The sequence below is a fragment of the Jeotgalicoccus marinus DSM 19772 genome (genome assembly GCF_000425825.1).
GTDB lineage: Bacteria > Bacillota > Bacilli > Staphylococcales > Salinicoccaceae > Jeotgalicoccus > Jeotgalicoccus marinus.
This window is the reverse complement of record NZ_AUEE01000005.1, coordinates 1-25,851: the sequence shown is the minus strand read 5'-3', so window position 1 is coordinate 25,851 and position 25,851 is coordinate 1. Positions and strand designations below refer to the sequence as shown.

29 protein-coding genes, 1 pseudogene and 1 other annotated feature (1 of these 31 only partly in view) are annotated in these 25,851 nt (G+C 35.1%); of the genes and pseudogenes, 5 read left to right on the top strand and 25 right to left on the bottom strand.

All coding sequences use genetic code 11. The annotated features are described in order from the left end of the window. Positions 1-212, bottom strand: a binding site (T-box leader) (it extends 2 nt beyond the left edge of the window). A gap of 41 nt (positions 213-253) precedes the next feature. From H624_RS0102810 to H624_RS0102750, 13 genes are all read right to left on the bottom strand, one after another. After that, complete coding sequence (locus tag H624_RS0102810; protein ID WP_026866236.1) at positions 254-1,318, bottom strand: AbrB family transcriptional regulator; 1,065 nt, start codon at positions 1,316-1,318, stop codon at positions 254-256. A gap of 120 nt (positions 1,319-1,438) precedes the next feature. After that, positions 1,439-1,951: a c-type cytochrome gene (locus tag H624_RS0102805; protein WP_084145687.1), complete on the bottom strand. Its 513-nt coding sequence runs from the start codon at positions 1,949-1,951 to the stop codon at positions 1,439-1,441. Positions 1,952-2,027: 76 nt separating this feature from the next. Further along, entirely contained in the window at positions 2,028-3,314 is a 1,287-nt protein-coding gene (hemL, locus tag H624_RS0102800; RefSeq protein ID WP_026866234.1) for a glutamate-1-semialdehyde 2,1-aminomutase, read from the bottom strand. Then, entirely contained in the window at positions 3,315-4,295 is a 981-nt protein-coding gene (gene hemB, locus H624_RS0102795; protein ID WP_026866233.1) for a porphobilinogen synthase, read from the bottom strand. Then, positions 4,285-4,977, bottom strand: a complete 693-nt coding sequence (locus H624_RS0102790; RefSeq protein WP_026866232.1) for a uroporphyrinogen-III synthase — start codon at positions 4,975-4,977, stop codon at positions 4,285-4,287. The genes hemB and H624_RS0102790 overlap by 11 nt, the downstream gene beginning before the upstream one ends. Continuing rightward, entirely contained in the window at positions 4,967-5,896 is a 930-nt protein-coding gene (gene hemC / locus H624_RS0102785) for a hydroxymethylbilane synthase (RefSeq protein ID WP_026866231.1), read from the bottom strand. The genes H624_RS0102790 and hemC overlap by 11 nt, the downstream gene beginning before the upstream one ends. Positions 5,897-5,910: 14 nt before the next feature. Further along, complete coding sequence (gene ccsA / locus H624_RS0102780) at positions 5,911-6,735, bottom strand: cytochrome c biogenesis protein CcsA (protein ID WP_026866230.1); 825 nt, start codon at positions 6,733-6,735, stop codon at positions 5,911-5,913. A gap of 11 nt (positions 6,736-6,746) precedes the next feature. After that, positions 6,747-8,096, bottom strand: coding sequence for a glutamyl-tRNA reductase (hemA, locus tag H624_RS0102775; RefSeq protein WP_026866229.1), 1,350 nt, complete (start codon positions 8,094-8,096; stop codon positions 6,747-6,749). Between the two features lie 104 nt (positions 8,097-8,200). Further along, entirely contained in the window at positions 8,201-8,788 is a 588-nt protein-coding gene (gene yihA / locus H624_RS0102770) for a ribosome biogenesis GTP-binding protein YihA/YsxC (RefSeq protein ID WP_026866228.1), read from the bottom strand. Between the two features lie 50 nt (positions 8,789-8,838). Then, positions 8,839-10,095, bottom strand: a complete 1,257-nt coding sequence (clpX, locus tag H624_RS0102765; protein WP_026866227.1) for an ATP-dependent Clp protease ATP-binding subunit ClpX — start codon at positions 10,093-10,095, stop codon at positions 8,839-8,841. A 130-nt stretch (positions 10,096-10,225) separates the two neighbouring features. After that, a complete protein-coding gene (gene tig / locus H624_RS0102760; protein WP_026866226.1) occupies positions 10,226-11,515 on the bottom strand; it encodes a trigger factor in 1,290 nt (429 codons plus the stop codon). An 82-nt stretch (positions 11,516-11,597) separates the two neighbouring features. Further along, on the bottom strand, positions 11,598-12,545 hold the full coding sequence (locus H624_RS0102755; protein ID WP_026866225.1) for a hypothetical protein: 948 nt from the start codon (positions 12,543-12,545) through the stop codon (positions 11,598-11,600). After that, complete coding sequence (locus tag H624_RS0102750; protein ID WP_026866224.1) at positions 12,535-13,149, bottom strand: NUDIX domain-containing protein; 615 nt, start codon at positions 13,147-13,149, stop codon at positions 12,535-12,537. The genes H624_RS0102755 and H624_RS0102750 overlap by 11 nt, the downstream gene beginning before the upstream one ends. 248 nt (positions 13,150-13,397) lie before the next feature. On the opposite strand from H624_RS0102750, the gene H624_RS12325 reads away from it, so the two are divergent. After that, entirely contained in the window at positions 13,398-13,556 is a 159-nt protein-coding gene (locus H624_RS12325; protein WP_245570555.1) for a PhzF family phenazine biosynthesis protein, read from the top strand. Positions 13,557-13,662: 106 nt separating this feature from the next. Here the strand turns inward: H624_RS12325 and H624_RS0102745 are convergent, their stop codons facing one another. From H624_RS0102745 to H624_RS0102730, 4 genes are all read right to left on the bottom strand, one after another. Further along, a complete protein-coding gene (locus H624_RS0102745) occupies positions 13,663-14,217 on the bottom strand; it encodes a VUT family protein (RefSeq protein WP_026866223.1) in 555 nt (184 codons plus the stop codon). 128 nt (positions 14,218-14,345) lie between these two features. After that, the gene (locus H624_RS12170) at positions 14,346-15,665 is read right to left on the bottom strand and encodes a thermonuclease family protein (RefSeq protein WP_211220884.1); all 1,320 of its coding nucleotides are present in this window, start codon (positions 15,663-15,665) and stop codon (positions 14,346-14,348) included. Between the two features lie 226 nt (positions 15,666-15,891). After that, complete coding sequence (locus H624_RS0102735; RefSeq protein ID WP_026866222.1) at positions 15,892-16,377, bottom strand: MepB family protein; 486 nt, start codon at positions 16,375-16,377, stop codon at positions 15,892-15,894. A 152-nt stretch (positions 16,378-16,529) separates the two neighbouring features. Further along, positions 16,530-17,390 carry an AraC family transcriptional regulator gene (locus H624_RS0102730; protein ID WP_211220882.1) on the bottom strand — a complete coding sequence of 287 codons (861 nt, stop codon included), beginning with the start codon at positions 17,388-17,390 and terminating at the stop codon, positions 16,530-16,532. A 330-nt stretch (positions 17,391-17,720) separates the two neighbouring features. Between H624_RS0102730 and H624_RS12670 the strand changes: the two genes are divergently transcribed. Next, entirely contained in the window at positions 17,721-19,304 is a 1,584-nt protein-coding gene (locus H624_RS12670; protein WP_169515931.1) for an SNIPE associated domain-containing protein, read from the top strand. 95 nt (positions 19,305-19,399) lie between these two features. Then, positions 19,400-19,876, top strand: coding sequence for a hypothetical protein (locus H624_RS0102720; protein WP_026866219.1), 477 nt, complete (start codon positions 19,400-19,402; stop codon positions 19,874-19,876). Between the two features lie 618 nt (positions 19,877-20,494). On the opposite strand, the pseudogene H624_RS0102715 reads toward H624_RS0102720, so the two are convergent. The 5 genes and pseudogenes from H624_RS0102715 to fosB all read right to left on the bottom strand — a co-directional run. Beyond that, positions 20,495-20,773: pseudogene (locus H624_RS0102715) on the bottom strand (SDR family oxidoreductase); the annotation flags it as partial. A 402-nt stretch (positions 20,774-21,175) separates the two neighbouring features. Continuing rightward, a complete protein-coding gene (locus tag H624_RS0102710; protein WP_084145685.1) occupies positions 21,176-21,460 on the bottom strand; it encodes a DUF1643 domain-containing protein in 285 nt (94 codons plus the stop codon). Between the two features lie 85 nt (positions 21,461-21,545). Continuing rightward, on the bottom strand, positions 21,546-21,740 hold the full coding sequence (locus H624_RS0102705) for a hypothetical protein (RefSeq protein ID WP_026866216.1): 195 nt from the start codon (positions 21,738-21,740) through the stop codon (positions 21,546-21,548). A 61-nt stretch (positions 21,741-21,801) separates the two neighbouring features. After that, entirely contained in the window at positions 21,802-22,005 is a 204-nt protein-coding gene (locus H624_RS12665; protein ID WP_026866215.1) for a hypothetical protein, read from the bottom strand. Then, positions 21,998-22,417, bottom strand: a complete 420-nt coding sequence (gene fosB / locus H624_RS0102695; RefSeq protein ID WP_026866214.1) for a FosB/FosD family fosfomycin resistance bacillithiol transferase — start codon at positions 22,415-22,417, stop codon at positions 21,998-22,000. Before fosB ends, H624_RS12665 begins: the two co-directional genes overlap by 8 nt. A 428-nt stretch (positions 22,418-22,845) precedes the next feature. Here fosB and H624_RS0102690 point away from each other — a divergent pair, with 428 nt between their 5' ends. Next, positions 22,846-23,262, top strand: coding sequence for a VOC family protein (locus tag H624_RS0102690; protein ID WP_026866213.1), 417 nt, complete (start codon positions 22,846-22,848; stop codon positions 23,260-23,262). 55 nt (positions 23,263-23,317) lie between these two features. Here the strand turns inward: H624_RS0102690 and H624_RS11515 are convergent, their stop codons facing one another. Together H624_RS11515 and H624_RS11510 are read right to left on the bottom strand one after the other, a co-directional pair. Continuing rightward, positions 23,318-23,692 (bottom strand): YolD-like family protein, encoded by a 375-nt coding sequence (locus H624_RS11515; RefSeq protein WP_051220449.1) that lies wholly within the window; start codon positions 23,690-23,692, stop codon positions 23,318-23,320. A 185-nt stretch (positions 23,693-23,877) separates the two neighbouring features. Further along, positions 23,878-24,603, bottom strand: a complete 726-nt coding sequence (locus H624_RS11510; protein ID WP_051220448.1) for a DUF3800 domain-containing protein — start codon at positions 24,601-24,603, stop codon at positions 23,878-23,880. Between the two features lie 184 nt (positions 24,604-24,787). Here H624_RS11510 and H624_RS0102675 point away from each other — a divergent pair, with 184 nt between their 5' ends. Further along, entirely contained in the window at positions 24,788-25,108 is a 321-nt protein-coding gene (locus tag H624_RS0102675; protein WP_026866212.1) for a MazG nucleotide pyrophosphohydrolase domain-containing protein, read from the top strand. A gap of 176 nt (positions 25,109-25,284) precedes the next feature. Here the strand turns inward: H624_RS0102675 and H624_RS0102670 are convergent, their stop codons facing one another. Beyond that, positions 25,285-25,725, bottom strand: coding sequence for an NUDIX domain-containing protein (locus tag H624_RS0102670; protein ID WP_002476233.1), 441 nt, complete (start codon positions 25,723-25,725; stop codon positions 25,285-25,287). Positions 25,726-25,851: the final 126 nt, after the last annotated feature.

The window sequence follows — 25,851 nt, the reverse complement described above, 5'->3', positions numbered from 1 at the left end:
ATAGGACGGAGTTCCGCGGTACCACCTAAATTCAGGCGAGTTCGCCTGCATCTCAATTGATGATTAACGCTCATCACACGTCTCGCACTAGTCGATTTCCTTTCGCACGAAACTGAACACAGACTACTTTCACCTACTGCTTCGGTAAACTCACACCGCCGTTTACTCTCTTAACACCCGCAGCAGAATACTCTTCTGCACTTAAATATTATAGATTAATCTTATGCGAATAATTTGAAACTGTCAAGCGGCTTTAACTGCTATGACGGCGTTTATTCAAGTATCTTAGATAGTAACCAACAATCGGTACGACAACGATAATAATGAAGAATATTCTAAAGATATGGTAGGACGAGATCATTGGAATATTACCGCCTGTTTCAATGGCGATAACAATAATTTGACCAAGACCACCTGGTGCCGCACTTAAGAATAAGTCGTTGAACTGATGTGAGGTAAAAATTTGGAATATAAAAACGATAAACATTGTACCAAAAATCAGCATTAAGTTTTGCAGTAAGATGGAAAAAATCAATCGCTTACTGAGCTGTGAAATCAAGGAAGCAATTTGTAGACCAATTCTAATACCAAAGAGTATTTGTGCCACATTAATAAATTGAATATTCAAAGAAAATTCAATACCCGTCGTTAAGTTCCAAATAATCATGACAATAATAGGTCCAAGCATCAGGCTCGCTGGGAAGCGTACTTTATCGAAAATATAAATTAAAAGTATGCTCGCTACAGGAATAATGAGCATCGGATAAGTAAAAACAGATGTGACATAATCTACAGATGTCGTCGCTAAAGGTATATCATTTGAACCAGCAAACAAGCCTGCCACAAAAGGTACAATCAAGACGATTAAGACAATGCGGGACATCTGAGTCAATGTCACCAATAGAATATCTGCATTCTTTTCTTCCTCTGCCATAATCAACATTTGAGATAAGGCACCAGGTACGGATGCTAAGATGGCAGTTTCAGGTGTACTTTTCGTTAAGTAAATGAAGAAGCGTGAGAGCGCTAAGCTGAGTAGTAATACGAAGATTGTCATTAAAAAGATATTTAAAAGATCATCTTTCATATCACCTAGGGCATCTAAGGTTAAGGTTGAGCCGATCTCAGTTGCCATGATCATGACACCGAGGTTACCTAGCCAAGGTGGGAAAAACAGTTCTTTTTTAACTAATCTAATATAGAGTATGGTTGCAATCATTGAACCGAACAGCCAAGGTAGGATCATACCAACAGCAGAAAGGCCCAATGAAATCAATGCCGCAATAAGAATGAGCAGCAAGAGTCGAAGAAACTTCATAACATCACCTTATATATAACTTATTCATTAATAATAATAACTTATTAATATGTAAATTTACAGTAACTTGCTTAAAATGAAAAAAGACAAACTCAAATAATGAGTTTGTCTATATAAACACTATTGTTCACTAAAGAATTGATATAAAGCTGTTAATTCTTCTTCTGCTACTTGATCTTCACTGAAAGCAGGCATTGAACCTTGACCTTCACGGACAATTGTTTGGAACTCATCTTCAGCTAATGAAGTTCCTGCTAAAGCAGGTCCCATAGCACCAGAGAAGTCTTCACCGTGACAAGATGCACAGTTGTCGCGAGCGATACCTTCGGCATCTGCATCACCACTTGATGCAGCTTCTTCACCGCCGCCTTCTTCAGACTCAGCACCTTCTTCGCCACCTGACTCTTCACCAGAATCTGCTGTTTCTTCAGTACTTTCACCTTCAGATGCGGTTTCTTCACCACCACCGCCACCTAGGTGGAAAATCATAACTGGAATGATGAGCACAACAATGATTACCGGAATTAACCAGTAAAGGTTTGCAGTACCTTTCGTATTTCCTGTTTCATTTTTGTCGATGTAGCGAGGCTGTCCATCAACCTTTTTACCAGTCGGACGCTTTTTGTCACTCATATTCTTTTACCCCCCAATTAATTCTATCACTACTATTATACACATAATTATTCAGTGATGAAGCACAAATTCTAAATTATTTACCCTTAACTTTACTTAATGCATTATCGAATGCTTGTAAGGTTTGTTTGATGTCTTCACTTGTATGTTTCGTTGATAAGAACATGCCTTCGAATTGTGAAGGTGGTAAGTAAACACCCTCACTGAGGAGTGCTTGGTACATATCTTTAAATAATTCTAAATCAGATGTATTAGCAGAATCAAAATCAACAACGTCTTGGTCTGTTAAGAAGAAGCCTATCATTGAACCTGCACGGTTTACAGTAATCGCTTGTTCATGCTTATCGAATACTGATTTTAAGCCACTTTCTAATTGGTCTGCAAGTTCATTGAAGTACTCATAACTCTCTTCATTCAACTGACTTAAGGTTTCATAACCTGCAGTCATAGCTAATGGATTACCAGATAAAGTCCCTGCCTGATAGATGTCTCCAACTGGCGCGATTCTTTCCATAATATCCTTACGGCCACCGTAAGCACCGACTGGTAAGCCACCACCAATAACCTTACCAAGACATGTTAAATCTGGCGTGACACCAAAGAATCCTTGAGCACAATTATAGCCAACTCTAAATCCAGTCATGACTTCATCGAAGATTAAGAGGCTGTCATATTCATTTGTAATATCTCTAACAAACTGTAAGTAATTTTCTTTTGGCGGTACAACGCCCATATTACCTGCAACAGGTTCCATAATCACTGCAGCGATATCATCGCCAAATTTTTCAAAAGCTTCTTTTAAGCTTGCTTCATCATTATAAGGTACAGTAATTGTATTTTTAGCCGTACCTTCTGGTACACCTGGAGAATCTGGTAGACCCAATGTTGCCACACCTGAACCTGCTTTAATTAATAGAGAGTCACTATGTCCATGGTAACAACCTTCAAATTTAAGAATCTTATTTTTACCTGTGAAACCACGTGCTAAACGAAGCGCAGCAAGTGTCGCTTCTGTACCTGAAGAAACCATACGTAACATCTCTATAGATGGTACACGGTCAATCACGAGGTTCGCCATTTTCGTTTCTAGTTCAGTTGGCGCACCGAATGAAGTTCCTTTAACCGCTGCTTCTTGGAGACTTTTTACAACCTGATCATCCGCATGACCTAAAATTAATGGTCCAAAGCTCAAGGAGTAATCAATGTATTCATTGCCATCAACATCATACACACGACTTCCTTTGGCGTGGTCGATGAATAATGGATGGTCACCGACGGACTTAAAAGCACGTGCTGGGGAGTTAACGCCACCCGGCATCACTTTGACTGCGTCATCATATAGTGCTTTTGACTTGTCGTACATTTATATCTCTCCTCTATTGATTTTTTCAGCTAATTCTTTAGCAAAGTAAGTAATGATCATATCCGCACCGGCACGTTTCATTGAGATCATTTGTTCAGCAATCACTGCCTCATCGACTAAGCCCATATCAATTGCTGTACGTGTCATTGCATATTCACCGCTGACATTATAAGCAACAATCGGTAAATTAGAATTGTTTTTGACATCTCGTATAATATCTAAATAAGACAGTGCAGGTTTAACAATCATCATATCCGCACCTTCTAGGGTATCACTCTCTAATTCACGGAGGGCCTCAAGACGATTAGCCGGATCCATTTGATACGTTCTACGGTCACCAAATGATGGCGTCGACTCCGCAGCATCTCTAAATGGTCCGTAGAATTTAGAAGCGTATTTAATGCCGTAACTCATAATAGGAATGTGACTATAGCCAGCCTCATCTAGGCCTTGTCTGATTTCACTCACAAAACCGTCCATCATGTTTGATGGTGCAATAATATCCGCACCGGCTTTTGCCTGTGACACGGCAGTCTGTACAAGTAGTGGTAGCGTTGAATCATTATCAACATCTTTAGTTACCGGGTCAATTAAGCCACAGTGACCGTGGTCTGTGTATTCACAAAGACATGTATCTAAGATCACTAACAGCTCAGGGTAATGTTGTTTTGACATGCGACATGCCTCTTGAACGATACCGTGATCGTGATAGGCACCTGTGCCTTCAGCATCTTTTTCATTCGGAATACCAAAGAAGATAACGCTTTTAATGCCGAGTTTAACCACCTCATCTAACTCTTCTTTTAAGAGATTTAGCGAGATCTGGTAAACACCCTTCATTGAAGGTACTTCTTTTTTTACATCTGGCTTCTCAACAACAAAGATCGGGTAAATCAAATCATTTACTGATAGTGTTGTTTCACGCACCATATCTCTCATGAAGCCACTTTTTCTTAAGCGGCGATGTCTGTCAAAATTCATCACGAATACGCTCCTTAATATAAGTTATCATATGATCTAATGTTTCATGTTCTGGTGTTTCTGCTGGTACTTTGTATTTATCTAAACGTTCTTTGGTCACTGCTCCGATAGCAATGACTGTTGTATCTGTTAAAGCGTCGGCTTCAAGGTCAGTCATCAGTGCTTCGACCGCGGATGGTGATGATAAGGTAAGAAAATCGATATGAGCTAAATGATTACTGATCCACTGAACAGAATCAGTATTCGCCTTCGGATAATACAGGTCGATTTCAGTAACAATCGCACCTTGATCTATCATATAATCCCTTAACTTAGGCCTTTTGTTTAGACTCGCTGGATAGAGGATCTTATCCCCTGGTGAAATGTTAATCTCTTCGATAAAACCTTCTTGAGTATAGACGTCAGGTTCAAAGTCTACCGTAATCCCAGCGTCAGCCAAGGCTTCAGTTGTTTTTTTACCAATTGAAGCAATGCGTCTTACTTTAAGCGAATCCATATAAGGTAAGAGATACTTCACCGAATTCTTACTCGTCATCACCAGTAAATCGTAGTCAGTGTCGAGACACTTCTGATCAAAGTCCAAAGCTTCTGTCGTAATCAGTGGACGGTGAATAATTCTTAAGTCATTCTCATCGAGCTGACAAGACATTTGGGTGACACAGACTGTACTTTTACTGCTCATTGTTCTCGTTAATCATATCAATGATTTCTTTAGCACCGATTTTTTCCATCTCATCAGCAACTAAGTTACCCAGAGTCTCAGGGTCTTCATGGGATTTTTTCACTAGATAACGTTCGTTACCATCTTCAGACATGATTAATCCTGTTAAATATAGTTCCCCATCTTCGACTGTCGCGTAACCGCCAATTGGCACCTGACATGAACCGTCCATACGTTTTAAGAAGGTACGCTCAGCCGTTGTACAAAGTGACGCCTCATCTGAATGAACGCTCTTAAGCATTTCAATTAATTCATGGTCATCTTCACGCACTTCAATGCCTAAAGCACCTTGGGCAATGGCTGGTATGAACTCTTCAGGTTCAAAGTATTCAGTGACCACATCATCACTCCAACCCATACGTTTAAGACCGGCTGCAGCGAGTAGAATGGCATCGTACTCGCCATTTTCCATCTTCTTAATTCTCGTATCGATGTTTCCTCTTACCCAGTTGACTGTAATATCATCACGCATCGCTTTTAATTGCGCACCACGTCTGAGTGAAGATGTCCCCACTACACTACCAGGTTTTAAGTTTTTAAATGTAACCTTATCATTCGATAAATAAGCATCTCTCATGTCCTCACGTTCAGGGACACAAGCAATCGTAAAGCCTTCTGGTAGCTCACTCGGAACATCTTTTAGGCTGTGGATGGCCATATCGATTTCCTTGTTTTCTAAGGCAGCTTCAATCTCTTTAACGAAGAGTCCCTTACCACCGACTTTAGATAATTGAACGTCGACAATTTGGTCACCTTTCGTGACGATTTCTTTAATTTCAATTTCAAGATCCGGGAATTTATCCTGTAATTTTTTAATAAATTGCTTTGATTGTGTCATAGCTAAACCACTACGACGTGAACCGACTACAAGTTTTCTCATAATTTATATGCTCCTTATATTGACCAAAGATGAAAATCTGAGAACTCCGAAATAACCAGGTAGTTCAACATGACGAGAACAAAGGCTGCTGTACTGTAGACTGCAAACTTGGACGCATCATGATTTAATCGCATCTGTGCGAGAATTATTCCATAAATGACGATGACGACAAATGTACCGATCACCTTTAAGTCAGAAAATACTAGAGGCCCTAGTATCTGTAAGCCCCATACAATTCCTATTATAATACTTATCGTCAGTAAGATAACACCAATAAGGGCAAATCTAACCATTACTTTTTTGGCCGTTTCTATACTGAACAATGAGAAGAAAGTTCTATTGAATTTTTTCTTTTTTAAATTTCGTTCTTGAATTAAATATATGACTGAATGCACCATTGCAATAAAGAACATTACATAGGCTAATAAGGCACTGCCCACATGGACAATTAACAATTCATTCACCACATCTAGTGTCAAGGCTGTAGAACTAAAGTTCAGAGGTGAGAATGTGTAGAACGTTAATAAGAATGTTGTAATCAATAAGTAAAACATGAACACAAACTCACTTTTCACCCTATAAAGATGTACAATACCGATTAAAATCAACACTAGACTTAAGGTGAAGATACCTTCAGAAAAAGTCAGAATAGGTATTCTTCTTAAGCTAATACCGAGTTGTATCACTGAAATAACATGCAGTACGACAGCAGGTGTCATAACATACAGAGAAGCCTTTCTGACTTGTCGATTTCTAGTAAATAAATCATATGACAGTGCAGAAAGGCTAATGAAATATAGCAGTAAGATAATTTCTTGTATACGGAACATTATGTCCATAAAATTCCACCTTACCAGTTAAGTCTCAATTCTTCTTTACGTGCACGTAACTTTTGTCTTTGTTTTTGGTCAGCTTCTAGACGTTGAGCCTTAACTTCTTCTTCAATATGGAACATCGCTTGAATGTCTTCAAGCTTGTCATCTCTATTTTTATCACCAGCGATTTCTTTAGTGAAGATAATTGGGTCTCTTAACATTTGATTAATGATACTCTTCATATGTTTTGAAACTACAGTACGTTCACGTTCAGACATTTCTGGTAACTTACGTTCTAAGGATTCAAAAGTATCACTGTGTATTTGTAATGCTTTTTTTCGCATTGCTTGAATGACGGGGACCACACCTTGAACTTGTAACCAGTCTTCAAACTCAGCAGTTGAACCGTCAATCATTGCCTTAATTTTTTCTGCTTCTTGTTCTCTTGTTTCAAGATTTGAATCAACGAGTCCTTGTAAATCATCAACGTTGTACATATATACATTGTCACAGCTTTCAATGGCCGGGTCAATGTCTCTAGGCATAGCGATATCAATTAAAATCAGTGGTGAACCGTTGCGGGTTTCATTTACTCGGTCCATCATTTCTTTATCAATTACAAAATCAGTAGAAGATGTGCTTGAGATCACGATATCAGCACTCTTCAATTCTTTTTCTAGATTCGCTAAACTATCCGCTCTACCATTAAATTTCTGACTTAATTTCTCAGCCTTTTCAATTGAACGGTTAATCACAACAAGGTCTTCAATACCGTTAGATGTAAGGTTTAATAGTGATTCTTCAGCCATTTCACCAGCACCGATTACGAGTACCTTACTCTCTTTAACATTTTGGAAGATACGTTTTGCTAATTCCACTGCAGCATAAGACATAGAAACAGCATTCTTAGAAATATCTGTTTCACTGTGTCCACGTTTAGCAACCGTAATCGCTTCTTTAAATAGCTTGTTAAAGATTGTACCTGTCGTATGTTCTTCTTGCGCTCTTAAAAAGGCATCACGAATCTGCCCAAGGATTTGAGTTTCCCCGAGTACGATCGAATCTAAGCCTGCTGTTACATTAAACAAATGTCTAACAGCATCATCTTGAACTTTTAGTTCAGTCATATTTTTAATGCGCTCATAGTCCACACCGAACCAGTCTGCAAGGAATTTTCTCGTATAATAAGCACCCGTATGCTCCTGATCACTTACAACGTAAAGTTCTGTACGGTTACACGTCGATAAAAGCGTCGCTTCTAAGACACTTTTTTGATCTCGTAGTGCATGTAATGCTTCAACGACTTCATTATCTTGAAACGTTACTTTTTCTCTGTCCTCTACACTCGCTTGTTTATAGTTTAAACTTAATGCAATAATATGCACGGTCTTGCCCCCTCAAAACTCTAGTAAAAATGTATATACACAGTTTTACGAATAAATCATCTCACTATTTACAATAATTCTAATCTACCTATATTTCAAGTCTTCTAGATGAAGTTTTCTAAAGATGTCATAATTTCAGGTAGTTTTTCTTTATTTACAGATGAAAATGGAATAATTGTATCCCCATCTTCTAATTCTAGGTCTTCTTTAATAATTTTAATATGTTTTTGCAGACGTGATTTGGCGATCTTATCCGATTTTGTCGCCACAATAACCACAGGTAATTCATAATGCTTCAAGAAGTCATACATTAAAATATCGTCTTGTGTCGGTGGATGACGGAGGTCGATGAGTTGCACGACACAGCTGAGATTTTCTCTCTCAGTGAGGTATTCTTCTATCATTCCGCCCCACTTTTCACGCTCTTTCTTAGACTGCTTGGCATAACCATAACCTGGAACGTCAACAAAGACGAACTTATTATCTGCATTGTAAAAGTTTAAGGTGATTGTCTTACCTGGTTTTGAAGATGTCCTTGCGACATTTTTTCTACCGCATATTGCATTAATAAATGAAGATTTACCAACATTAGAACGGCCACTAAGTGCGATTTCTTTGAGTCCAGTTTCTGGATATTGTGCCTTAGACACTGCTGAAATAATGATATCAACATTAGCTGGATTAATTTTCATGTGTTCACTTCCTTTAAAAAAGGCTGTCTATGACGACAGCCTCAAATTATTTATGCACTTTTCTTATCTGATTCAATGGCCTTACCATTTTCATCATATACTTCTGGTTCTTTTTCATCAGTTATCGTTTCTCTAGTGATAACAACTTTCTTGATGTCATCATTAGAAGGTACTTTAAACATAATGTCGACCATGCGTTCTTCGATGATTGAACGAAGACCACGAGCCCCAGTTTTTCTATCAATCGCAAGTTCTGAGATTGCGTTGAGCGCATCCTCTTCAAACTCTAGTTCCACATCATCGATATTCATCATACGAGTGTACTGTTTAACTAAGGCATTTTTAGGCTCAGTAAGAATTGATTTCAATGCTTCAACATCAAGTTCTTCTAAGTTACTAATAATCGGTACACGGCCGATGAATTCAGGAATAAGACCATAAGCTTGTAGGTCATCTGGTCTTACTTTAGCTAAGAGTGCATCCTTATCAGAAAAATCTTCAGATGCTCCGCCGAAACCAATTACCTTATCACCAAGGCGGCGTTTAATGATATCTTCCATACCATCGAAGGCTCCACCTAAAATAAAGAGGATATTTGTCGTATCAATTTGGATAGACTCTTGGTTAGGGTGCTTACGGCCCCCTTGTGGTGGCACACTTGCTGTTGTGCCTTCTAAAATTTTAAGTAAGGCTTGTTGTACACCTTCACCAGAAACATCTCTAGTGATTGATGTGTTTTCACTCTTACGCGCGATTTTATCGATCTCATCGACATAGATAATCCCTTGTTCAGCACGCTCAATGTCAAAGTCAGCAGCTTGAATTAAACGAAGTAGAATGTTTTCAACATCGTCGCCGACGTAACCTGCTTCAGTTAAACTTGTTGCATCTGCGATGGCAAATGGAACGTTTAAAGTACGTGCAAGTGTTTGAGCAAGTAGGGTTTTACCACTACCTGTTGGACCAATTAAAGCAATGTTAGACTTTTGGATTTCCACTTCTTCTTCACTCGCATTGTTGATACGTTTGTAGTGGTTGTACACGGCCACACTTAAGGCACGTTTCGCGTTAACTTGACCAATAACGTACTCATCTAATGCTTCTAAGATTTCTTGTGGTTTTGGAATGTAGTCGAAGACCGCTGTATCGTCTAACTTCAATTCCTCTTGTATGATTTCATAGCAGAGTTCAATACATTCGTTACAAATGTACACACCACTACCAGCAATTAACTTTTTGACTTGTTCTTGATCTTTACCGCAGAATGAGCAAGTAAGATCAGTATCGTCTTCGTTAAATTTAAACATTTATATACACCTCATTCTTAAGTTCCAAGTAAATATACTAGAAAAATAGCGGTAAATCAATTGACTTGCACATTGATGAAAAGCTCCACACTAAAGTGCAGAGCTTCTCTTTCTATTTTTATATTAGAATTTACTCAGCTTGTTTACGGTTATCAACTAAGATGTTTAATGCTTTTTGTAGTTTGACATCTTCTTTAATCATAGATGCATCACCTAAAGCTTTTTTAACATCATCAGCTGGCATACCGAATTGTTCTGCAAGACGGTTCACTTCGTTGTCAACATCTTCTTGTGTGATTTCAATGTTTTCATCTTCAGCGATTTGTCTTAGCGTTAAGTTCGTACGAACGCGTTTTAAAGCATCTTCTTTCATTTGCTCACGTAGGGCGTTTTCATCTTGACCAGACAGTTGAGTGTATAGTTCAAGGTTTAAGCCTTGTTGTGAAAGATTAGCTTCAAATTCTTGTAGCATACGATCAGTTTCAGTATCTACCATTGCATCAGGTACATCAATTTCAGCGTTGTCAGCAGCTTGTGCAACTAAGCTTTCTTTTAATGTTACTTCAGCATTTTCTTCTTTTTGTTTTTGAACTTGTTCTTTAAGTTCAGCTTTTAATTCGTCAACTGTGTTTGCGTCACGACCTTCTAATTCGCTCACAAATTCATCAGTTAATTCTGGTGTTTCTTTTTGTTTAAGTGCGCTGACTTTAACTTGGAAGACAGCTTCTTTACCAGCTAACTCTTCAGCATGGTATTCTTCAGGGAAAGTCACGGTAACGTCTTTCTCTTCACCGATTTCCATACCTACCATTTGCTCTTCAAAGCCAGGGATAAATGAGTTAGAACCGATTTCTAGTTCGTAATCGTGTGCGTGTCCACCTTCGAAAGCCTCACCATCAACGAAACCGTGGAAGTCGATTGTCGCGATATCACCATTCTCAACAGTACCTTCTTCTTTAACTACTAAATCAGAGTACTCAGTTAAGATGTGATCGATTTGGTGGTCAACTTCTTCGTCAGTTACTTCAGTGTCGATTTCTTCACCTTCAAGACCTTTGTATTCACCTAATTTAACTTCAGGTTCAACTGTAACTGTCGCTTTAAGAATAACGTCTTGACCTTTTTCGATTTGCTCTACATCTACATCTGGTTGAGCAACTGGGTTAATTCCAGCTTCTTCAACAGCTTTAGTGTAGTGTTCAGGTAGAAGAATATCTAAAGCATCTTGGTAAAGTGATTCTACACCAAAACGTTTTTCGAACATTTGACGTGGTACTTTACCTTTTCTGAAACCAGGGATAGAGATATCCTTGGATACTTTTTTAAATGCTGCATCTAAAGCAGTGTCTAATTCTTCACTAGGAATCGTGATTGTTAAAATTCCTTCATTTCCTTCTTGCTTTTCCCATGTTTGAGACATAATACAATTTCCTCCATCAAGTCGTTATTTTCAATTAACCAGTATATTATAACATATACTTAAGTTGTTTCAAATCATTGAATTACTGCTCATTTTCAAGCATAAATCTATCAATTTTTTCAATCCACTCTATCGCCTTTTGCTCTGCCTGTTCTACACTCTCTTGACCAAGCATTTCCTGTAGATATTGCGCGTAAGCAAGCGCCAGTTCGTGGTTTGTGAATTTTGGTTTAATCGGATAGATATATAAGAGATGTCCATACAGCATGTTTTCTGCTGCATCCTTAATAGATGGATTTGTGGCATCCAATATATCATATAGTTCGTCTAAAACTTCATTCACCAAGTAAAAATCTTCTAAGCTCGGTAGTTTCGCTGGTACGACAGTGGTTGAAATATTAAATTTCTTAACTTTCAGCTTATCATTGTCGTTTATGCTCCGCAAATATAAGAGCATTTGAGTGTAGACCATCGGCTCAGTTTCGGTTTTTATCTCGTCTAAGATTAAAGATTTATATGAGATATCAGTAAGTTCAGTAATATCCTCTAAAAACTCAATCTTATCGATGAAATCATAACCTTGATATTCTTTTTTTGTTACCTTATCTCTTTTGACAGGCTCACGGTAGAAGACATTTAATTCATGACGCGCATGACCGAGACGCTGTTGAACTAAGAGTCTAAACTCATGTGGTAAGTCTTCCTTTAAAAGCTGTTCACAATACTGAATAACCTCTTGGAATCGTCCCATACCTGTCAGTGCCTCTAGCATGAAATCCATGTGAGTTTCATAATTTCCTAAGCCGCGGTTCATTCTCATAAGTGCATGATCAATGACACTGTGATAAGCATCTAAGTTTAATAGCGCCTCATAATATAACTCTTCTAAGTAATCACTAGGCTCTGTCAATTCAATATATTTCCGATAAGTTTGGACGTACTGATTATCTTCACCTTGATCAAAATAAGACTTTAAATCACGCTCGAACTTTGAAATAAAACGTTTGTGTGTCGATATCTTATTGTCCATAGGCATCACGTATAATTAATTCACTCCATGATTCATATGGAGACATCGTTTCCAACAAATCATTTTCTACCCAGTTCAATTCAATCGTATCCGCCTCTTTGTTGACGATTTTTTCCTTATCCACTTCAACTTTTAAAACTAACCCAATATGGACCTTGCCTACTTCGTTATCATCATCGTTGATTAAACCGTGAATTTCAATGTTTTTTACATCCTGTTCAGTTAAACCAACCTCTTCGTTTAACTCACGTGACGCGTTAATGCGAAGTTTATCTTCAATAGTAGAAACATCTTCAACATCGTTCATGTGGCCACCAACACCAATCGATAACAAGCCGTGCAGTCTCTCTTCACCGCCACCCGTTAAGCGTTTGTAGACAAGGGTTTCGCCTTGATTGGCAATAATACAATAGCTGATCAACTGCTTGTAAGACGGATCCTCTTCCATATCCCCGCGGCGTTTTACTTGGAATTCTGAGAACTGTTTAACGATATTCTTATAACGATTATCATCCTTAGAGATAAAACCATTAAACGCATTTTCTTCGTTATCAAATAAAGTATTTCTATTTACGACTAGTATTTGTTCATCAAATTTACTCATGATAAGTCTCCTCACAGTTGAATCATAATGAATATATTTTTCATCATTTTCGACAATTATAATAACACAATTCAATATTGCTTACGAGCTATATACAATAACACTAATGTCGTAAAAAGTCACACCCTTATTGCGATTGTTATGAGTTTAGGTATTTATCGAGATCCTCTTGGAGACCCTGGTAGGTGATTTGGATTGATTCTTTGTATTGGTCGTCATGTATAATGACAGTCCGTTTGTCATAATGTGTGTCTCGTACTTTTGCACCAAAACTTGGTGTAGCAGAAGATCCGGTGTGTGGATCAGGGCACTGTCATCTCGTACCGTTATGGGCACATAAATTAGGAAAGAAAGATATTGTAGCTTATCAAACATCAAAACGCGGTGGGACATTAGTTTGTACTTAATTATGAAGATACTGTTGAAATTTCAGGTCAGGCTCAGCTATTCTCAACCTCAATACTAAACATATAAAGATAAGCCCTTGAAGTTTTACTTCAAGGGCTTATCTAACTATGAATAAGAAAGCTTTTCATCCGCTTCTCTCTTAATGCCTCTAAATCCAAAATGAATAATAGCCAGTGTGATTAACTGTGACAACGTCTTAAATACTAATTGACCGAGCATTGCATATGGCACTTGCTCCCAAGTTAGGATGCCTGTAAACAATGGTGATAGTCCAATTAAAATAAACACAACACTATCAACGAGTCCACCTAATATTCCAGATAACATAATTCTGTTGTAGAAGCTGAGTTTAAATCTTGTAAAGATTTCTGTATCAACCACTTCTGATAAAACAAATGACAAACTTGATGCAATCGTGATTGGTAACATATCTCCGTAAAATATGGACATCAGTATGGATATACCTAATCCAATAGCAATGATGTAATATGTTTTTCTTCGTCCGAATTGTAGTTGTACTAAGTCTCTAAAGACGAATGTCAGTCCTACGAAAACTGTCCCCCACGGTATGATGAATATGCCTAAAACTAATGGTGCAAAATAAGCGGTAATAAAGTTAGCGATAACGATTGCTAATATATATAAGACAGGTCTTAACATGATTTTCCTCGATTCTAGATTTTATATATTTAATAAACATTCATTATATATTATATTGTGAATAACAAAAAGATGAGGATGCATTTCTACAATTTTGTAGATTACCATCCTCAAACTTCTCCTACTAATTATCTTTCACATGCCCAGCCGTCTTTATCTCTATCCATCTTCGGTTGGTAATCTGCATGATCACTTGAAACGCCATTCGGATGAACTGCCCTTAACTCAGTACAGTTATTAAAGAACTGTCCGCCGCCAGTATCTGCTGGTGGTGCTGTTATCGCATTATTTGTCGTCGAATCACTATTGCTTGGACTAGTTTCAACAGCAGGTTCACTCACGACTTCCTCTTCACTTTCTGAGTTAAACCCTTCTCCACCTTCATTGACATAGCCTGGTATAGACCAAATACCAATTTGCTGATCTTTGGCAATTTGTTCAGCAGCTCTAAATTCGTCTAAATATTTTTGTTGTTCATAAATGTAACCGACTCTTGCCAATCCTTCTTCTAGCAGAACTTCATGAACATTAGTATCCCCAACATATAAATAAACTAATTCTCGATCATAATGATCCGTCTTTGCACCTTCATCATACTCGATATATAATTGTTCTCCAGAATTGAGTAGTTCAGTTAGCCTAGCTGAAGCTTCTGGACCAAATGGTTCAACGGGTTTATTTGGATGCACAGTTTCAGGTGTATCAATAAGCAACAGTCTTAATTTCAATTCTTCATTTTGTTCATTTAGTACATTTACTGTGTCTCCATCCACTACCCTATAAAGGGTAACAGGAATTAATCCTTCTTTACTTGTCTCTTTTTCAGCTTTTTCCTTTGCAAGTCGTTCCTTTTCTTCTCGCTCTTTTGCTTTTTTCTCAGCAGCTAATCGTTCTTGTTCTTCTTTTTCAGCCTTTTCTTTCTCGGCTTTCTCTTTATCAGCCTTCTCTTTAGCAAGCTGTTCTTCTTTCTCTTTTTGCTCACGCTCAGCTTTTTCTTTAGCTGCGAGTGCTTCAGCTTCTTCCTTTTCTTTCTCTTCTAATTCTCGTTGTCTTTCTTGTTCATCATCACTATCTTCTTGTGTTACTTCATCATCGACACCTTCTGTATTCTCTACTTTTTCACCAGCTGTTGACTCATTTGAAGAAGTTTCGATTGAGTCGTCTGTCACACCAAAGAATATGAATAATGTGACTAACAGAATTAAACTATTGCGGTTAATTCTCTTAAAATTATTTTGTTTTTGCTTATTCTTTTGACGTCTAGCAGTAAGTAGACTCGTTATGTAACTGATTAAAACAAATAGTAATAAAGCTAACCAAAAATCTTGCATTCCTACGCTTGATGAAATCAAAGTGATCAATAATAGGAAAATAATACTAAAACTAATGCAAAAAATAGATGCACCTAACATCAACTTTTTGTCATCTCTAAGTTGACCATTTTCCATATATGGCTCTTTGTTTTCATACAATGTAGCCAGATACACTCCATAAACCACATATGAAATAATAAAACTTAAAACTGCTAAAAACAGAAAAAATCCTAACAATCTGCTCCCTCATTTTCAATATAATGTATATTATTATACCATTGAAAATTTATTTAGAAAGCGAAATATTCATGTAGATTTAGATTAATAGTGTAAATTTAGGTAATTAAATTTTGGAGATAAATTAGTATAATATATTTATTTTCTCCTCATTAACATAACTATTGAAATCAATGAAGTAATCATTTTGCCAGTTCTGTGTTCGCATAGCAGTTTTATTTAATTCATCTTCCCATGAAGGATATACTCTCATGGCCATTTTACCTTTAATATTATCCTTACTAATTATTTGTTTTTCTAGTAGCACCTCTCTAGGAAAAATGAATTGTCCTTTTTTATCTTGATCCAATACTGTCACTATTAACTTTTCAGGGGTTTCTTCCCAAGTATATGGTCGATTCTTGTTATTCTTATCCTTCGTCCAAAATACTACAAAGTAACCTTTTTTATTTTCTGTCTTTTTAGCCATTCTGTTTCTATATTTTTGTTCCCCAATATAAAAATTACAGCTTTCATATTCAGTATTAAATGGTTCAGTTTCAATCGTATTTATTTCTGGTAATCCCACTGTCTCTATAATTTTTTTCGTAAATAATACAGATTCAACCATTATTTCATATCTCCTTCTAATGGTCATTTATATATATTAACCACACTCATCATACATCAAAATCAAGATATTAAATCATACATTCATCACAATTCGTTGTATTTCAAAAGAAAAACAGGACGTTTTTATACGCCCTGTCAGAGATTTTATACTTAGTTTTTAACTGCTACCCATATTTCACTATAAGCGACATTTTTATTATCTTCATTAAATTTAGTGAAAGAAAACATCGGTATATCAGCTAAATCATATTCTGATTCTGGTAGCCATTCTGAATAAATTTTTGCGTAAGTGTCTTGTAGAACTTTTGGAAATTCACCTTCATTTTCAAAGACGATCCACTTACTTTTATCGATATTAATGACATCAAGCTGATCGCTTATATTATCTACTGTCGTCAAGACACCGATCATATGGGCTAAATCGCCTTCTTCTTTGATAAAATCTTCATCTGCATCATACGAAACATTCACCACTTCTTTCGGTTCAATGTTCTGTACATCATGCATTTCTTTCCTTTGTGATTCCGTAATACTCTGTGCTAATTTTTCTATTTCCTTATTAACACCCTCATATTGCATAGGTACGCGTTTTTGAACACCCACTATTTTAAATGCAGGTTGTTCGACAATTCTCGTTTTCATGTCTGTTCCTCCTTTTGTACTTATTGAAAAGGAAAGCTTAGGAAATGAAATTAAAACTTGTTCCTCAGCTATTTGAGAAGGCAGATACCCACTCCAGGATTTAAAAGCTCTTGTAAACCCATCAACTGAGTAGCTATATTTAGTTGCTACACTTGTTACTGCTTCATTGTTTAATAAATCAATGTTTGCAAAATGCAGTTTTCTCTTCTTTATATATTCAGATAAACTCATGCCACTAAGAAAAATGAATAATTTTTTATAATGCTGTCCGGGCAATCCCACAAAATTTGAAATCTCACTTAAACTTAAATTGGATGTTAAATTCTCATCTATATAATCAATGGAATCATTCAGCTGCTTTAATATCATTTCCATCACCTTCTTTCTATATATTACTCATATACAATTGGAATCACTCGACATTACTTATATATATTTTATCGTATCTTATAATGAATACTATTCATTAAAAATATTTACTTTTCGAAATATATAGATTTATTGTTTAAATACTTTATAATATAAGTATAAACGATACATGTTAGGAGGAGTAAAAGTAAGTTTAGATATTGTATTTTTAAAATAGTTAATCATGATACTTAATCTTTAAAACTCTTGGAATGTGTTAATTAATCAGGGCTAATGCCTTTTATTTATGGTATCAACTTACAAATATTAGAATTATAGGAGGATTGTGTTATGTCTTCATCTATTTCCAAAGAGATGACTATAGTAAACAACAAAATACTTAGACCAAATGAAGTAATAAAGTCATATACGAATATAATTGGTTCCTTTACTTCAGATAGAAATGTAGTTAGATATAAAGATGGACTAATATGCGCCACAGATCAAAGGGTAATATTAGTATTTAAAAAATTATTGGGACACATTGAAGAGATTTTTTCATATGAAGTTATTGAAAATATGAAAATTGTTAAGAACAATAATTTCGCTACCCTAAGTTTAGTATACAAACGTGGCCATATGCTTGTTTCTTCTTCTGTAAATGGCCCAGAAAATCTACTTAGATTCGTGGAAAATATTAGAAATAACATCATCAATATTAATGAGACAGAATTTGGCAAAGTAGCAAGTACATACAACAGAAAATTAGAAGAATTACAGAGAGATCAAAGTATAATAGAAAAAAATATTGAAGAAGAAAGATATTATTTAAATAAAATAAAGGAAGAATACAATTATTATAGAGGCATAATAGATTCTACAAAAGAATCTGCAAGTCCAATTTTGAAGGAGTATAATGAAAAATTAATAATGCCTTTTTCTGATTATGAAGAAATACCCTCTTCACATGAATTGAAAACTCAACTTAGCTTATTGAAACTTAAAGAAAAAGAAATCAAAGATGTAATGCCACTAATTAATGATGACGAAATACTTAATAAGAGAGAACACAAGTCTCAGCAGCGACAGATACTGAGAAACTTCAATGTAGAATGTGATTATATTTTCAGTAAAATGACACATAAGAATATAGAAAGTAGTCACAATAAACTTGTTAAAAGTTACGAGCAACTGAATAAGTTATTTGAGATAGATAACGTAAAAATCAACGAAGAAATATTGTTGAATAAGCTCGATCAATTAAGCTTGATTGCGCAATACAATATTGCTTTAGAACAAGAAAAACAAATACGTAAAGAAGAAAGAGAAAGAATTGCAGAAGAACAAAAAGCTGAAAAAGAATTAAACAATGCTCTGACAAAGTTACAAAAAGAAGAAAATCAATTTAAAAACGAAACTGAGAAACTCACAAAATATATGCAAGGTACAAGTAACGATGTAGAGAAAGCAATATATGCTGATAAAATCAAGCAATTACAAGAACAACTCAAAGCTTTACAGGACGATAAAGTTAATATTAATAAACGCCTAGAAAATACACGTGCAGGTTATGTTTATATCATTAGTAATGTTGGTTCTTTCGGAGAAAATATTTATAAGATAGGTGTTACTCGTAGGCTAGAACCAAGAGATAGAATCAAAGAATTAAGTAGTGCTTCTGTACCATTCGAGTTTGATATACATGCAATTATATTCAGTGAAGATGCACCAAAGTTAGAAAATACTTTGCACAAACACTTTAAAGAACAAGAAGTTAACAGAATTAATCCTAGAAAAGAATTCTTTAATGTTTCTTTAGAAGATATCAAAGATGTAGTACTGAAAGAACACAATGATACAGTTAGATTTGAAATGGAAGCTGAAGCGTATCAGTATAGAGAAAGCATCAAACTTATAGAATCGTTAAGTTCTTAATAATGTTTAAAACAACTAAACGCAATTCTGTAGTTTCATATTAAATGCTATTTAAAGAGTCTCATATTATCTTGTGAGTAAAAGGGAGTATGAATATGAAGCAAGATTTCTTTATTATAATTATTCAGTTTTCAGTTGCTGGAGCTTCTTTTATTTTAGGAGCCTTTGCATCAGCTATATTGCTGATTCCTTTTGAAGAGAATTTACTACAATTTCTGAGGAAGAGATGGTGGTTATTAACTAAAAAAGCTGTTGTAGGAACAACAGTAAGAGGATATTTCGTTGATAAAATAAAACAAGAAGAAACTTATCATGTTAATCCAACACGCTTCTTTATGTTAGGTCGACCTGAGGAACCTTTCAGAATGTATTTCGAATTAAAACTTCCTTATCCAAGCATAAAGGATGATGTCATTCCAGTAGAACAGTCGGAAGATATTATTAGAAGAGCATATTACAATAAATATAAAGTCAATGTGGAAAATAGATATAACTTTCCAATGAATGGAATAACTCTGAAAAGTAAAATAATCATTAGAATCGAAAATTTAAATGTTAAACCACCAAAATAGTAATAAAGTAACTATCAATCTGTAAAATATGGTTTCGTAAGTATACTGAGATCATATGAATGTGTCTACAAGTCGATTCAAACTAAATAGTACAAATAAAAGTTTTGAAATAATTGACTCTATCTTTTAATTAATTATATATTAAAAAGAACTGATAAATTTATATTTTCATTTAGTATCTTTTTCTAACTCAAAATTTACTTACTTTGTAAGTCATGTCCTCGCGTCTAAAGTCTTCGAGTACACTTTGTTTCTTTGGATTTTTACAAGTTTTGTCTCGAATGTACTATTCCCGGAAAGTAGTTAGGGTTAATACGTTTGACTACTTGAAGATCACTATTTCTTCGTTCTGAACTTCTTTTACGTATCTCTGACAGTTTTGTAGTTTTATCAATATCCACACTCTTTGATTGATAATATAAATATCACTATTATTAATGATCAGTCAAAGTTTCTTGATTATATTTCTCTAAAAGTATTGCTCACCTATTGAAAGATATAAGATTAGACATTAATTACAATTAATTTTTATGTAGAATATAAAATTCAATAGAAACACTAAAGCCCTGTTAAACAAGATAATCATTAACAGGGCTTTATACTTAACTTTTTATAGTATTAAAATGATGAGGCCCAACCACCATCAGCTGTTATCACTGTACCATTTACAAAACTTGATTCATCTGATGCTAAGAATAAAGCAACATTTGCAATTTCTTCTGATTTATCCATGCGAGGCATCAATGCACCTGTGAGTTGTTGACGTCTAGCTCCAAATTCATCAATATTTTTCATTGATGAGCCAATATTGGTTTCCACACCACCGGGTGCGATACCATTACAACGAATGCCTTCATTCGCATACAAAAAACCAGTATTTTTCGTAATACCTACAACACAATCAAACATTATTGATACTGATTTTGAATAATTAATGAATCAAACTTCAAAGGAGTATTAGTGTATAATTTGTATCATTCTCAATTAGTAAAGACCTGACTGAGTAAGCAGGTCTTATTTATATCTGATTGTATAATGATACTTTGTTTGTTAATAAGATACTCAAATTGACATTATAAATTAAGGAATCATGTGTTTTATTTGAGTTGTTACGTCAATGAGGTCTGAATTATTTTTTAGTGTGTTTTTATTACGTTGTTTGGGATGGAATGGATATCCTTTTGCACTCAAATATGTCGCAAAAAATTTACTTTTATTAAAGACTGCTTTTAATTCTTTAATTTCTTCTGAATTATTGCCTTCAAATAGATAGTGGAAATATTTATTTCCTTTACCACCTCAACCTACATATACATCCTCACATTTATTTAACATATACATGAAAGCCTCTTTTTGCTCATCATCTTTTACTGCTTCAAAAACGACTTGAACATCAGATAATTTTGTTGAGTCTGGTTCTATTATCGGTATGATATTTACAACGCACATTCCGTCATAGTGGTTATTTATTGCATAGTCTATTAACAACTCTATAGTTGCATCATTTTTTATTGCATCAGCACGACTAGGGTTCATTAGTATTGACCCCAAAATTTTATCGCCTGATTTCCAATTTCTTTCTATGAAGTACCTTTTTGTTCGTGATTCATTAAATCATGCCTTACCGGTACCTGTTTCTATTCCCATTCTGTTCTCCACCTTCATTGCCTCACTTATGCTGTAGGTCATATTCTCTCTCCTGCAGCTCTTCGAGAATTCTTTGTTTCTCTGGATTATTTCGTGGTTTATCGAATGCACGCATTCCCGGGTAGTAGCTAGGATTAACACGTTTGGCTGCTTGAAGTCCACGCTCTCTTCTTTCTGCATTTCTTTTACGTATATCTGACAGTTTTGCAGTTTTCACCAAAATCCCTCCACTCTCTTTTATATCAGCTTATGTAACTAATTATACAACAGGTCAATAATTAATGAAAATTTACAGGAGTAATTTTATAAATCAAAAAACCCTTACGTCCACTAAGGGCGTAAGGGTTTTCTGATTTATAATTAGCGTCCTGGGAGGGATTATTCTTTCCCACCATATCAACGTTTCTAAGGCTAGATTGACATAATATTGACATGGAGTTTATTTCTTGAATTGTTTCTTCTATATCTTTCATTCTATTCATAAAAATTCATATGTGGCTTTTCTTCTTTATAATAATCTAACCTATCTTGTAATGTACCTGTATGTAGTTCTAACTTGTGTCCATCTGGATCAGTGAAGTATATTGATTTTTTATCTCTTGTATTTCTTTTACGTCCTTCTAAAATATTCACATTGTTATCTTTTAACCATTGGTGCCATTCATCAAATTCACTTTCTTCAATAGTAAAAGCCATATGAGTATACGAGTATTGGATTTCATTTCTAGGTATATCTTTTTCTTCATTTAATGCTAACCATAAGCCACCTAATATGAAATAGGCTGTTTTATCACTCTCTACTAAAATTTTTGCCTTTAAAATGTCTTTATAAAAGATAATAGATTGATTAATATCTGATACAGAATATGTAACGTGATTAATTGATTGAATCATTAAAAGCCTCTACTTTCTTCATTAATATTTATCATTTCATTCTTTTAATTTATAGAACATTCTAACATAAATGAATATATAATGATCAAGCCACCTCTTCCCAGGTGGCTTTTGTTCATGTACACTATTTTTGTATATTTTACAATTCCCACTTATGGTAGGGACTCTCCAATTTAAACGTCAGGTTTTTCTGTTACCTGCCAACTGGTAAGCCCTTATGTCTTACATTAGTATCAAGTTTTAAAGTAACTTGCAACTTAGCTATAAACCGAGTAGATAAATAGCTTGATCGTTTACATCTTCATTATACCACATTTGCTCATATAAACGAATTTTAAAGAATTCGATAAATTAGGTGAATTTCAATTTCTGCGTTGACCTTTACGTTACGTCAGCCTCTATAATCAATTTATGAGGAGGTGATAAAAATGGAATTTTATCAAATGCCAATGTTTAACAAAGTACTGGTAAAAGATATGGAGAAGTCGGAGAAATGGTATGAGAAAACACTCGGTTTTAAAAGTGTCTTTAAATTTAGAAACGACAAAAACGAAGTGCTTATGAATCATTTAAGACTTGAGAAATATCAGGACTTAATGCTAATTTCTAGTGCTGATTTTGAAGTTGGTAATTCAATATATTTAAATATATTAATCAACGACATTGAAGATAAAGCACAAAGTATTTCACAGAAATTTATTGTGTCTCAATTAGAGGAGAAACCATGGAATGCAAAAGAAATGACTGTTAAAGATCCTGACGGGCATTTAATCACACTTACACAATCAAATATTAGTGATACTGATTTTGAAAAGCTGATGAATCAAACCTCAAAAGAATATTAAAGTTTTAATTGTAACAGATGAATTAGTAAAGACCTGTCTGAGTAGGCAGGTCTTTTTATATCCAATCATACCTTCTAACCTCGTATATATGCTTAAACTCTACATATATTAAGTTAGCCCCTTTACTCACTGTAACCACTCTACTCCAGTCGTCTATATGCTCTACCTTGCACTCGATCTGGTGCTCATAACCACCACTCCAGTAACGCAATACAACATTACAGTCTAATAAGTTACGTAGCTTCAACTCTAACTCCTGCATTAAGTCCTCGGTTAATGAAGGTTCTGGCATGTGGAGTTGTGACTCAATCATCTTGTCTACATTCTCATACTGCTCAGGCATGGTCGCAAATGGTGCCCACTTTACCATAGTTCTGCCTTGTGGAATGTTACTGTTCAGCTCAGATTGTGGGAACTCACGATAGTCCATATAATCACCTCTTGAGTAATTATATCGAACGTATGTTCTATGTGTAAAGATAAAAAATAAGCCTCCGAAGAGGCTTACCAATAAGGGTCACGTACTTAACATACGCTTAGAATCTTTTCGACCTACTTACTGTTAAAACGGACATCATGCCGTTAATTAAATAATATCACTCTTTTGTATTTTTATCAATTTTCTATCTTTCTTCTTCTGGTTTTAGGACTATTATATACTGCCTTATCTGGAAGTTTTAAGCAATATTTTGTTTTTAAGTATTCTGACCCGCACTTAGGATTATCCTTAAATCTTTTGTATTTTGTATTAGCTATCAAATCTGCTAACTGAATCATCCTGTCATCTTTTGAATCTAGATATTTTACTTTGAACTGCGATAATATGTATGGCATAAAATCCCAATAAAATTGCTGACTATAAAATTCACCCAGTTTTGACCAATACTTGTTTAAATAATGTTCAAAATCTACCAATCCTGCTTCACTATTAAACACTTCATTATCTATCCTTAAATGCACCACATCTTCTTTTGTGAATGTTTCTTTTCTAAAGACTTTTTCAATCATTCTTCTGATTAAATATTGTTTATGCCTTTTAACAGATGCTGGATCTTTGAAGTTCACGAATTTTAATTCACTATTTTTTGTCATAACAAAATACTGTTTTATCCCATCAATTTCACCGAGGATTTGGAGTAACTTTTTTCTATCTTTACCACTTAAATGGAAACCTTTAATTTCGCCTTTAATTTTTCTTTTTCTACAGAATGCGTTTACCTTGTTTTTTGCTTCTTGAATCGCATCAGGACCATCTACATACAAGCATCCATATATAAAATATTCATGTCTTTCGTTATTAGATAATTGACCTGAATCGTCAATAAAAATAAATTTATCCATCTCACTACAGCTCCTTACATATAATTTAATGTATATGTAAAAAATTTGTAAGACGGAACATGTATTCTGTTGTTTAGATACAGAAACAAAAATAACCCCTCTTCCTAAATGACTCAGGTTAAATATTATCTATAATCTCTCTTTTGTTATAATAACAATCGAATAATTATTGGGAGGAATACAGATGAACGCTACTGAATTTCAACAATGGGTGGAAGAATATTATAAAAGTCGTGGATGGTCAGATCTAGATATTTTTATAAGAATTGGCTTTCTTGCTGAAGAAACCGGAGAAGTTGCTAGAGCCATCCGCTCTTTAGAAATCGGTCGAGATCGACCGGATGAAGAGAAAGAGTCCTACGCAGAAAATAGAAACGAATTAATTGGAGAGCTTGGTGATGTCCTCGCGAATGTATCTGTAATCGCAAATAAATACGATATTTCTTTAGAAGAAGTGTTCAAAGCTCATACTGATAAGTTAAATGATAGATATTCAATAAATTAAATTATGTATAACCGCCAGGCGATGAGCTCCGGCGGTTTTTATGGTTGTTCAAGCCATATATTGTATCTGCATAGAAATGTTTTTAAAATAGGGTAATCGGAAAATAGTGTGGAATTTTTTATCTGAACCCCTCTTTTTACTATTCCCCCCCCGTTAACTTAACAAGGATTTACTTTTTAACGAATAAAAGCTAAGTCATCATTGGCAAGGGCGTCATTTAACCATTGAGGATGCATTTTCAATAAGTCTCTTGGTAAACTTTGTTGTTCAAAAAATTGAATTTCTTGTGACTCAGAAGAATTACATCGTAGTTCACCCCCAGTAATTTCAGCAAGAAAACAAGTTGTTATAAAATGCACTACTCTTCCATTTGGATAAGTAAAAACCTGAGAATCAGGCTCAGAGTACACACCTATAAGCTTTTTAATTCTAATATCTAAATTGGTTTCCTCTTTTATTTCTCTAATAGCTGCTTCAGAAACTGTTTCCCCTATTTCTATATGTCCTGAAGGAATACCCCAAAGTCCTACATCGGACCTTTTTTGCAACAAAACTTGGTTCTCCTCATTCAAAATAATAACTGCAACACCAGCTTTCAAATCATCGATCCTTTTCATACGATAAATACCTCCTAAATAATAAAAAAAGAGCCGAAGAGAAAGATTTCAACGCATAACAACTACGCTGAACCTTCCCCCTCGGACCTTTTATGTCAATAGGTGCCTTTTACATATTGTAAAAGA

Excerpts from the sequence above, each read along its gene's own strand:
- H624_RS0102810 (WP_026866236.1), bottom strand. The coding sequence starts at position 1,318 with ATGAAGTTTCTTCGACTCTTGCTGCTCATTCTTATTGCGGCATTGATT.
- H624_RS0102805 (WP_084145687.1), bottom strand. The coding sequence starts at position 1,951 with ATGAGTGACAAAAAGCGTCCGACTGGTAAAAAGGTTGATGGACAGCCT.
- hemL (WP_026866234.1), bottom strand. The coding sequence starts at position 3,314 with ATGTACGACAAGTCAAAAGCACTATATGATGACGCAGTCAAAGTGATG.
- hemB (WP_026866233.1), bottom strand. The coding sequence starts at position 4,295 with ATGAATTTTGACAGACATCGCCGCTTAAGAAAAAGTGGCTTCATGAGA.
- H624_RS0102790 (WP_026866232.1), bottom strand. The coding sequence starts at position 4,977 with ATGAGCAGTAAAAGTACAGTCTGTGTCACCCAAATGTCTTGTCAGCTC.
- hemC (WP_026866231.1), bottom strand. The coding sequence starts at position 5,896 with ATGAGAAAACTTGTAGTCGGTTCACGTCGTAGTGGTTTAGCTATGACA.
- ccsA (WP_026866230.1), bottom strand. The coding sequence starts at position 6,735 with ATGGACATAATGTTCCGTATACAAGAAATTATCTTACTGCTATATTTC.
- yihA (WP_026866228.1), bottom strand. The coding sequence starts at position 8,788 with ATGAAAATTAATCCAGCTAATGTTGATATCATTATTTCAGCAGTGTCT.
- clpX (WP_026866227.1), bottom strand. The coding sequence starts at position 10,095 with ATGTTTAAATTTAACGAAGACGATACTGATCTTACTTGCTCATTCTGC.
- tig (WP_026866226.1), bottom strand. The coding sequence starts at position 11,515 with ATGTCTCAAACATGGGAAAAGCAAGAAGGAAATGAAGGAATTTTAACA.
- H624_RS0102755 (WP_026866225.1), bottom strand. The coding sequence starts at position 12,545 with ATGGACAATAAGATATCGACACACAAACGTTTTATTTCAAAGTTCGAG.
- H624_RS0102750 (WP_026866224.1), bottom strand. The coding sequence starts at position 13,149 with ATGAGTAAATTTGATGAACAAATACTAGTCGTAAATAGAAATACTTTA.
- H624_RS0102745 (WP_026866223.1), bottom strand. The coding sequence starts at position 14,217 with ATGTTAAGACCTGTCTTATATATATTAGCAATCGTTATCGCTAACTTT.
- H624_RS12170 (WP_211220884.1), bottom strand. The coding sequence starts at position 15,665 with ATGGAAAATGGTCAACTTAGAGATGACAAAAAGTTGATGTTAGGTGCA.
- H624_RS0102735 (WP_026866222.1), bottom strand. The coding sequence starts at position 16,377 with ATGGTTGAATCTGTATTATTTACGAAAAAAATTATAGAGACAGTGGGA.
- H624_RS0102730 (WP_211220882.1), bottom strand. The coding sequence starts at position 17,390 with ATGATATTAAAGCAGCTGAATGATTCCATTGATTATATAGATGAGAAT.
- H624_RS12670 (WP_169515931.1), top strand. The coding sequence starts at position 17,721 with ATGTCTTCATCTATTTCCAAAGAGATGACTATAGTAAACAACAAAATA.
- H624_RS0102720 (WP_026866219.1), top strand. The coding sequence starts at position 19,400 with ATGAAGCAAGATTTCTTTATTATAATTATTCAGTTTTCAGTTGCTGGA.
- H624_RS12665 (WP_026866215.1), bottom strand. The coding sequence starts at position 22,005 with ATGAATAGAATGAAAGATATAGAAGAAACAATTCAAGAAATAAACTCC.
- fosB (WP_026866214.1), bottom strand. The coding sequence starts at position 22,417 with ATGATTCAATCAATTAATCACGTTACATATTCTGTATCAGATATTAAT.
- H624_RS0102690 (WP_026866213.1), top strand. The coding sequence starts at position 22,846 with ATGGAATTTTATCAAATGCCAATGTTTAACAAAGTACTGGTAAAAGAT.
- H624_RS11515 (WP_051220449.1), bottom strand. The coding sequence starts at position 23,692 with ATGGACTATCGTGAGTTCCCACAATCTGAGCTGAACAGTAACATTCCA.
- H624_RS11510 (WP_051220448.1), bottom strand. The coding sequence starts at position 24,603 with ATGGATAAATTTATTTTTATTGACGATTCAGGTCAATTATCTAATAAC.
- H624_RS0102675 (WP_026866212.1), top strand. The coding sequence starts at position 24,788 with ATGAACGCTACTGAATTTCAACAATGGGTGGAAGAATATTATAAAAGT.
- H624_RS0102670 (WP_002476233.1), bottom strand. The coding sequence starts at position 25,725 with ATGAAAAGGATCGATGATTTGAAAGCTGGTGTTGCAGTTATTATTTTG.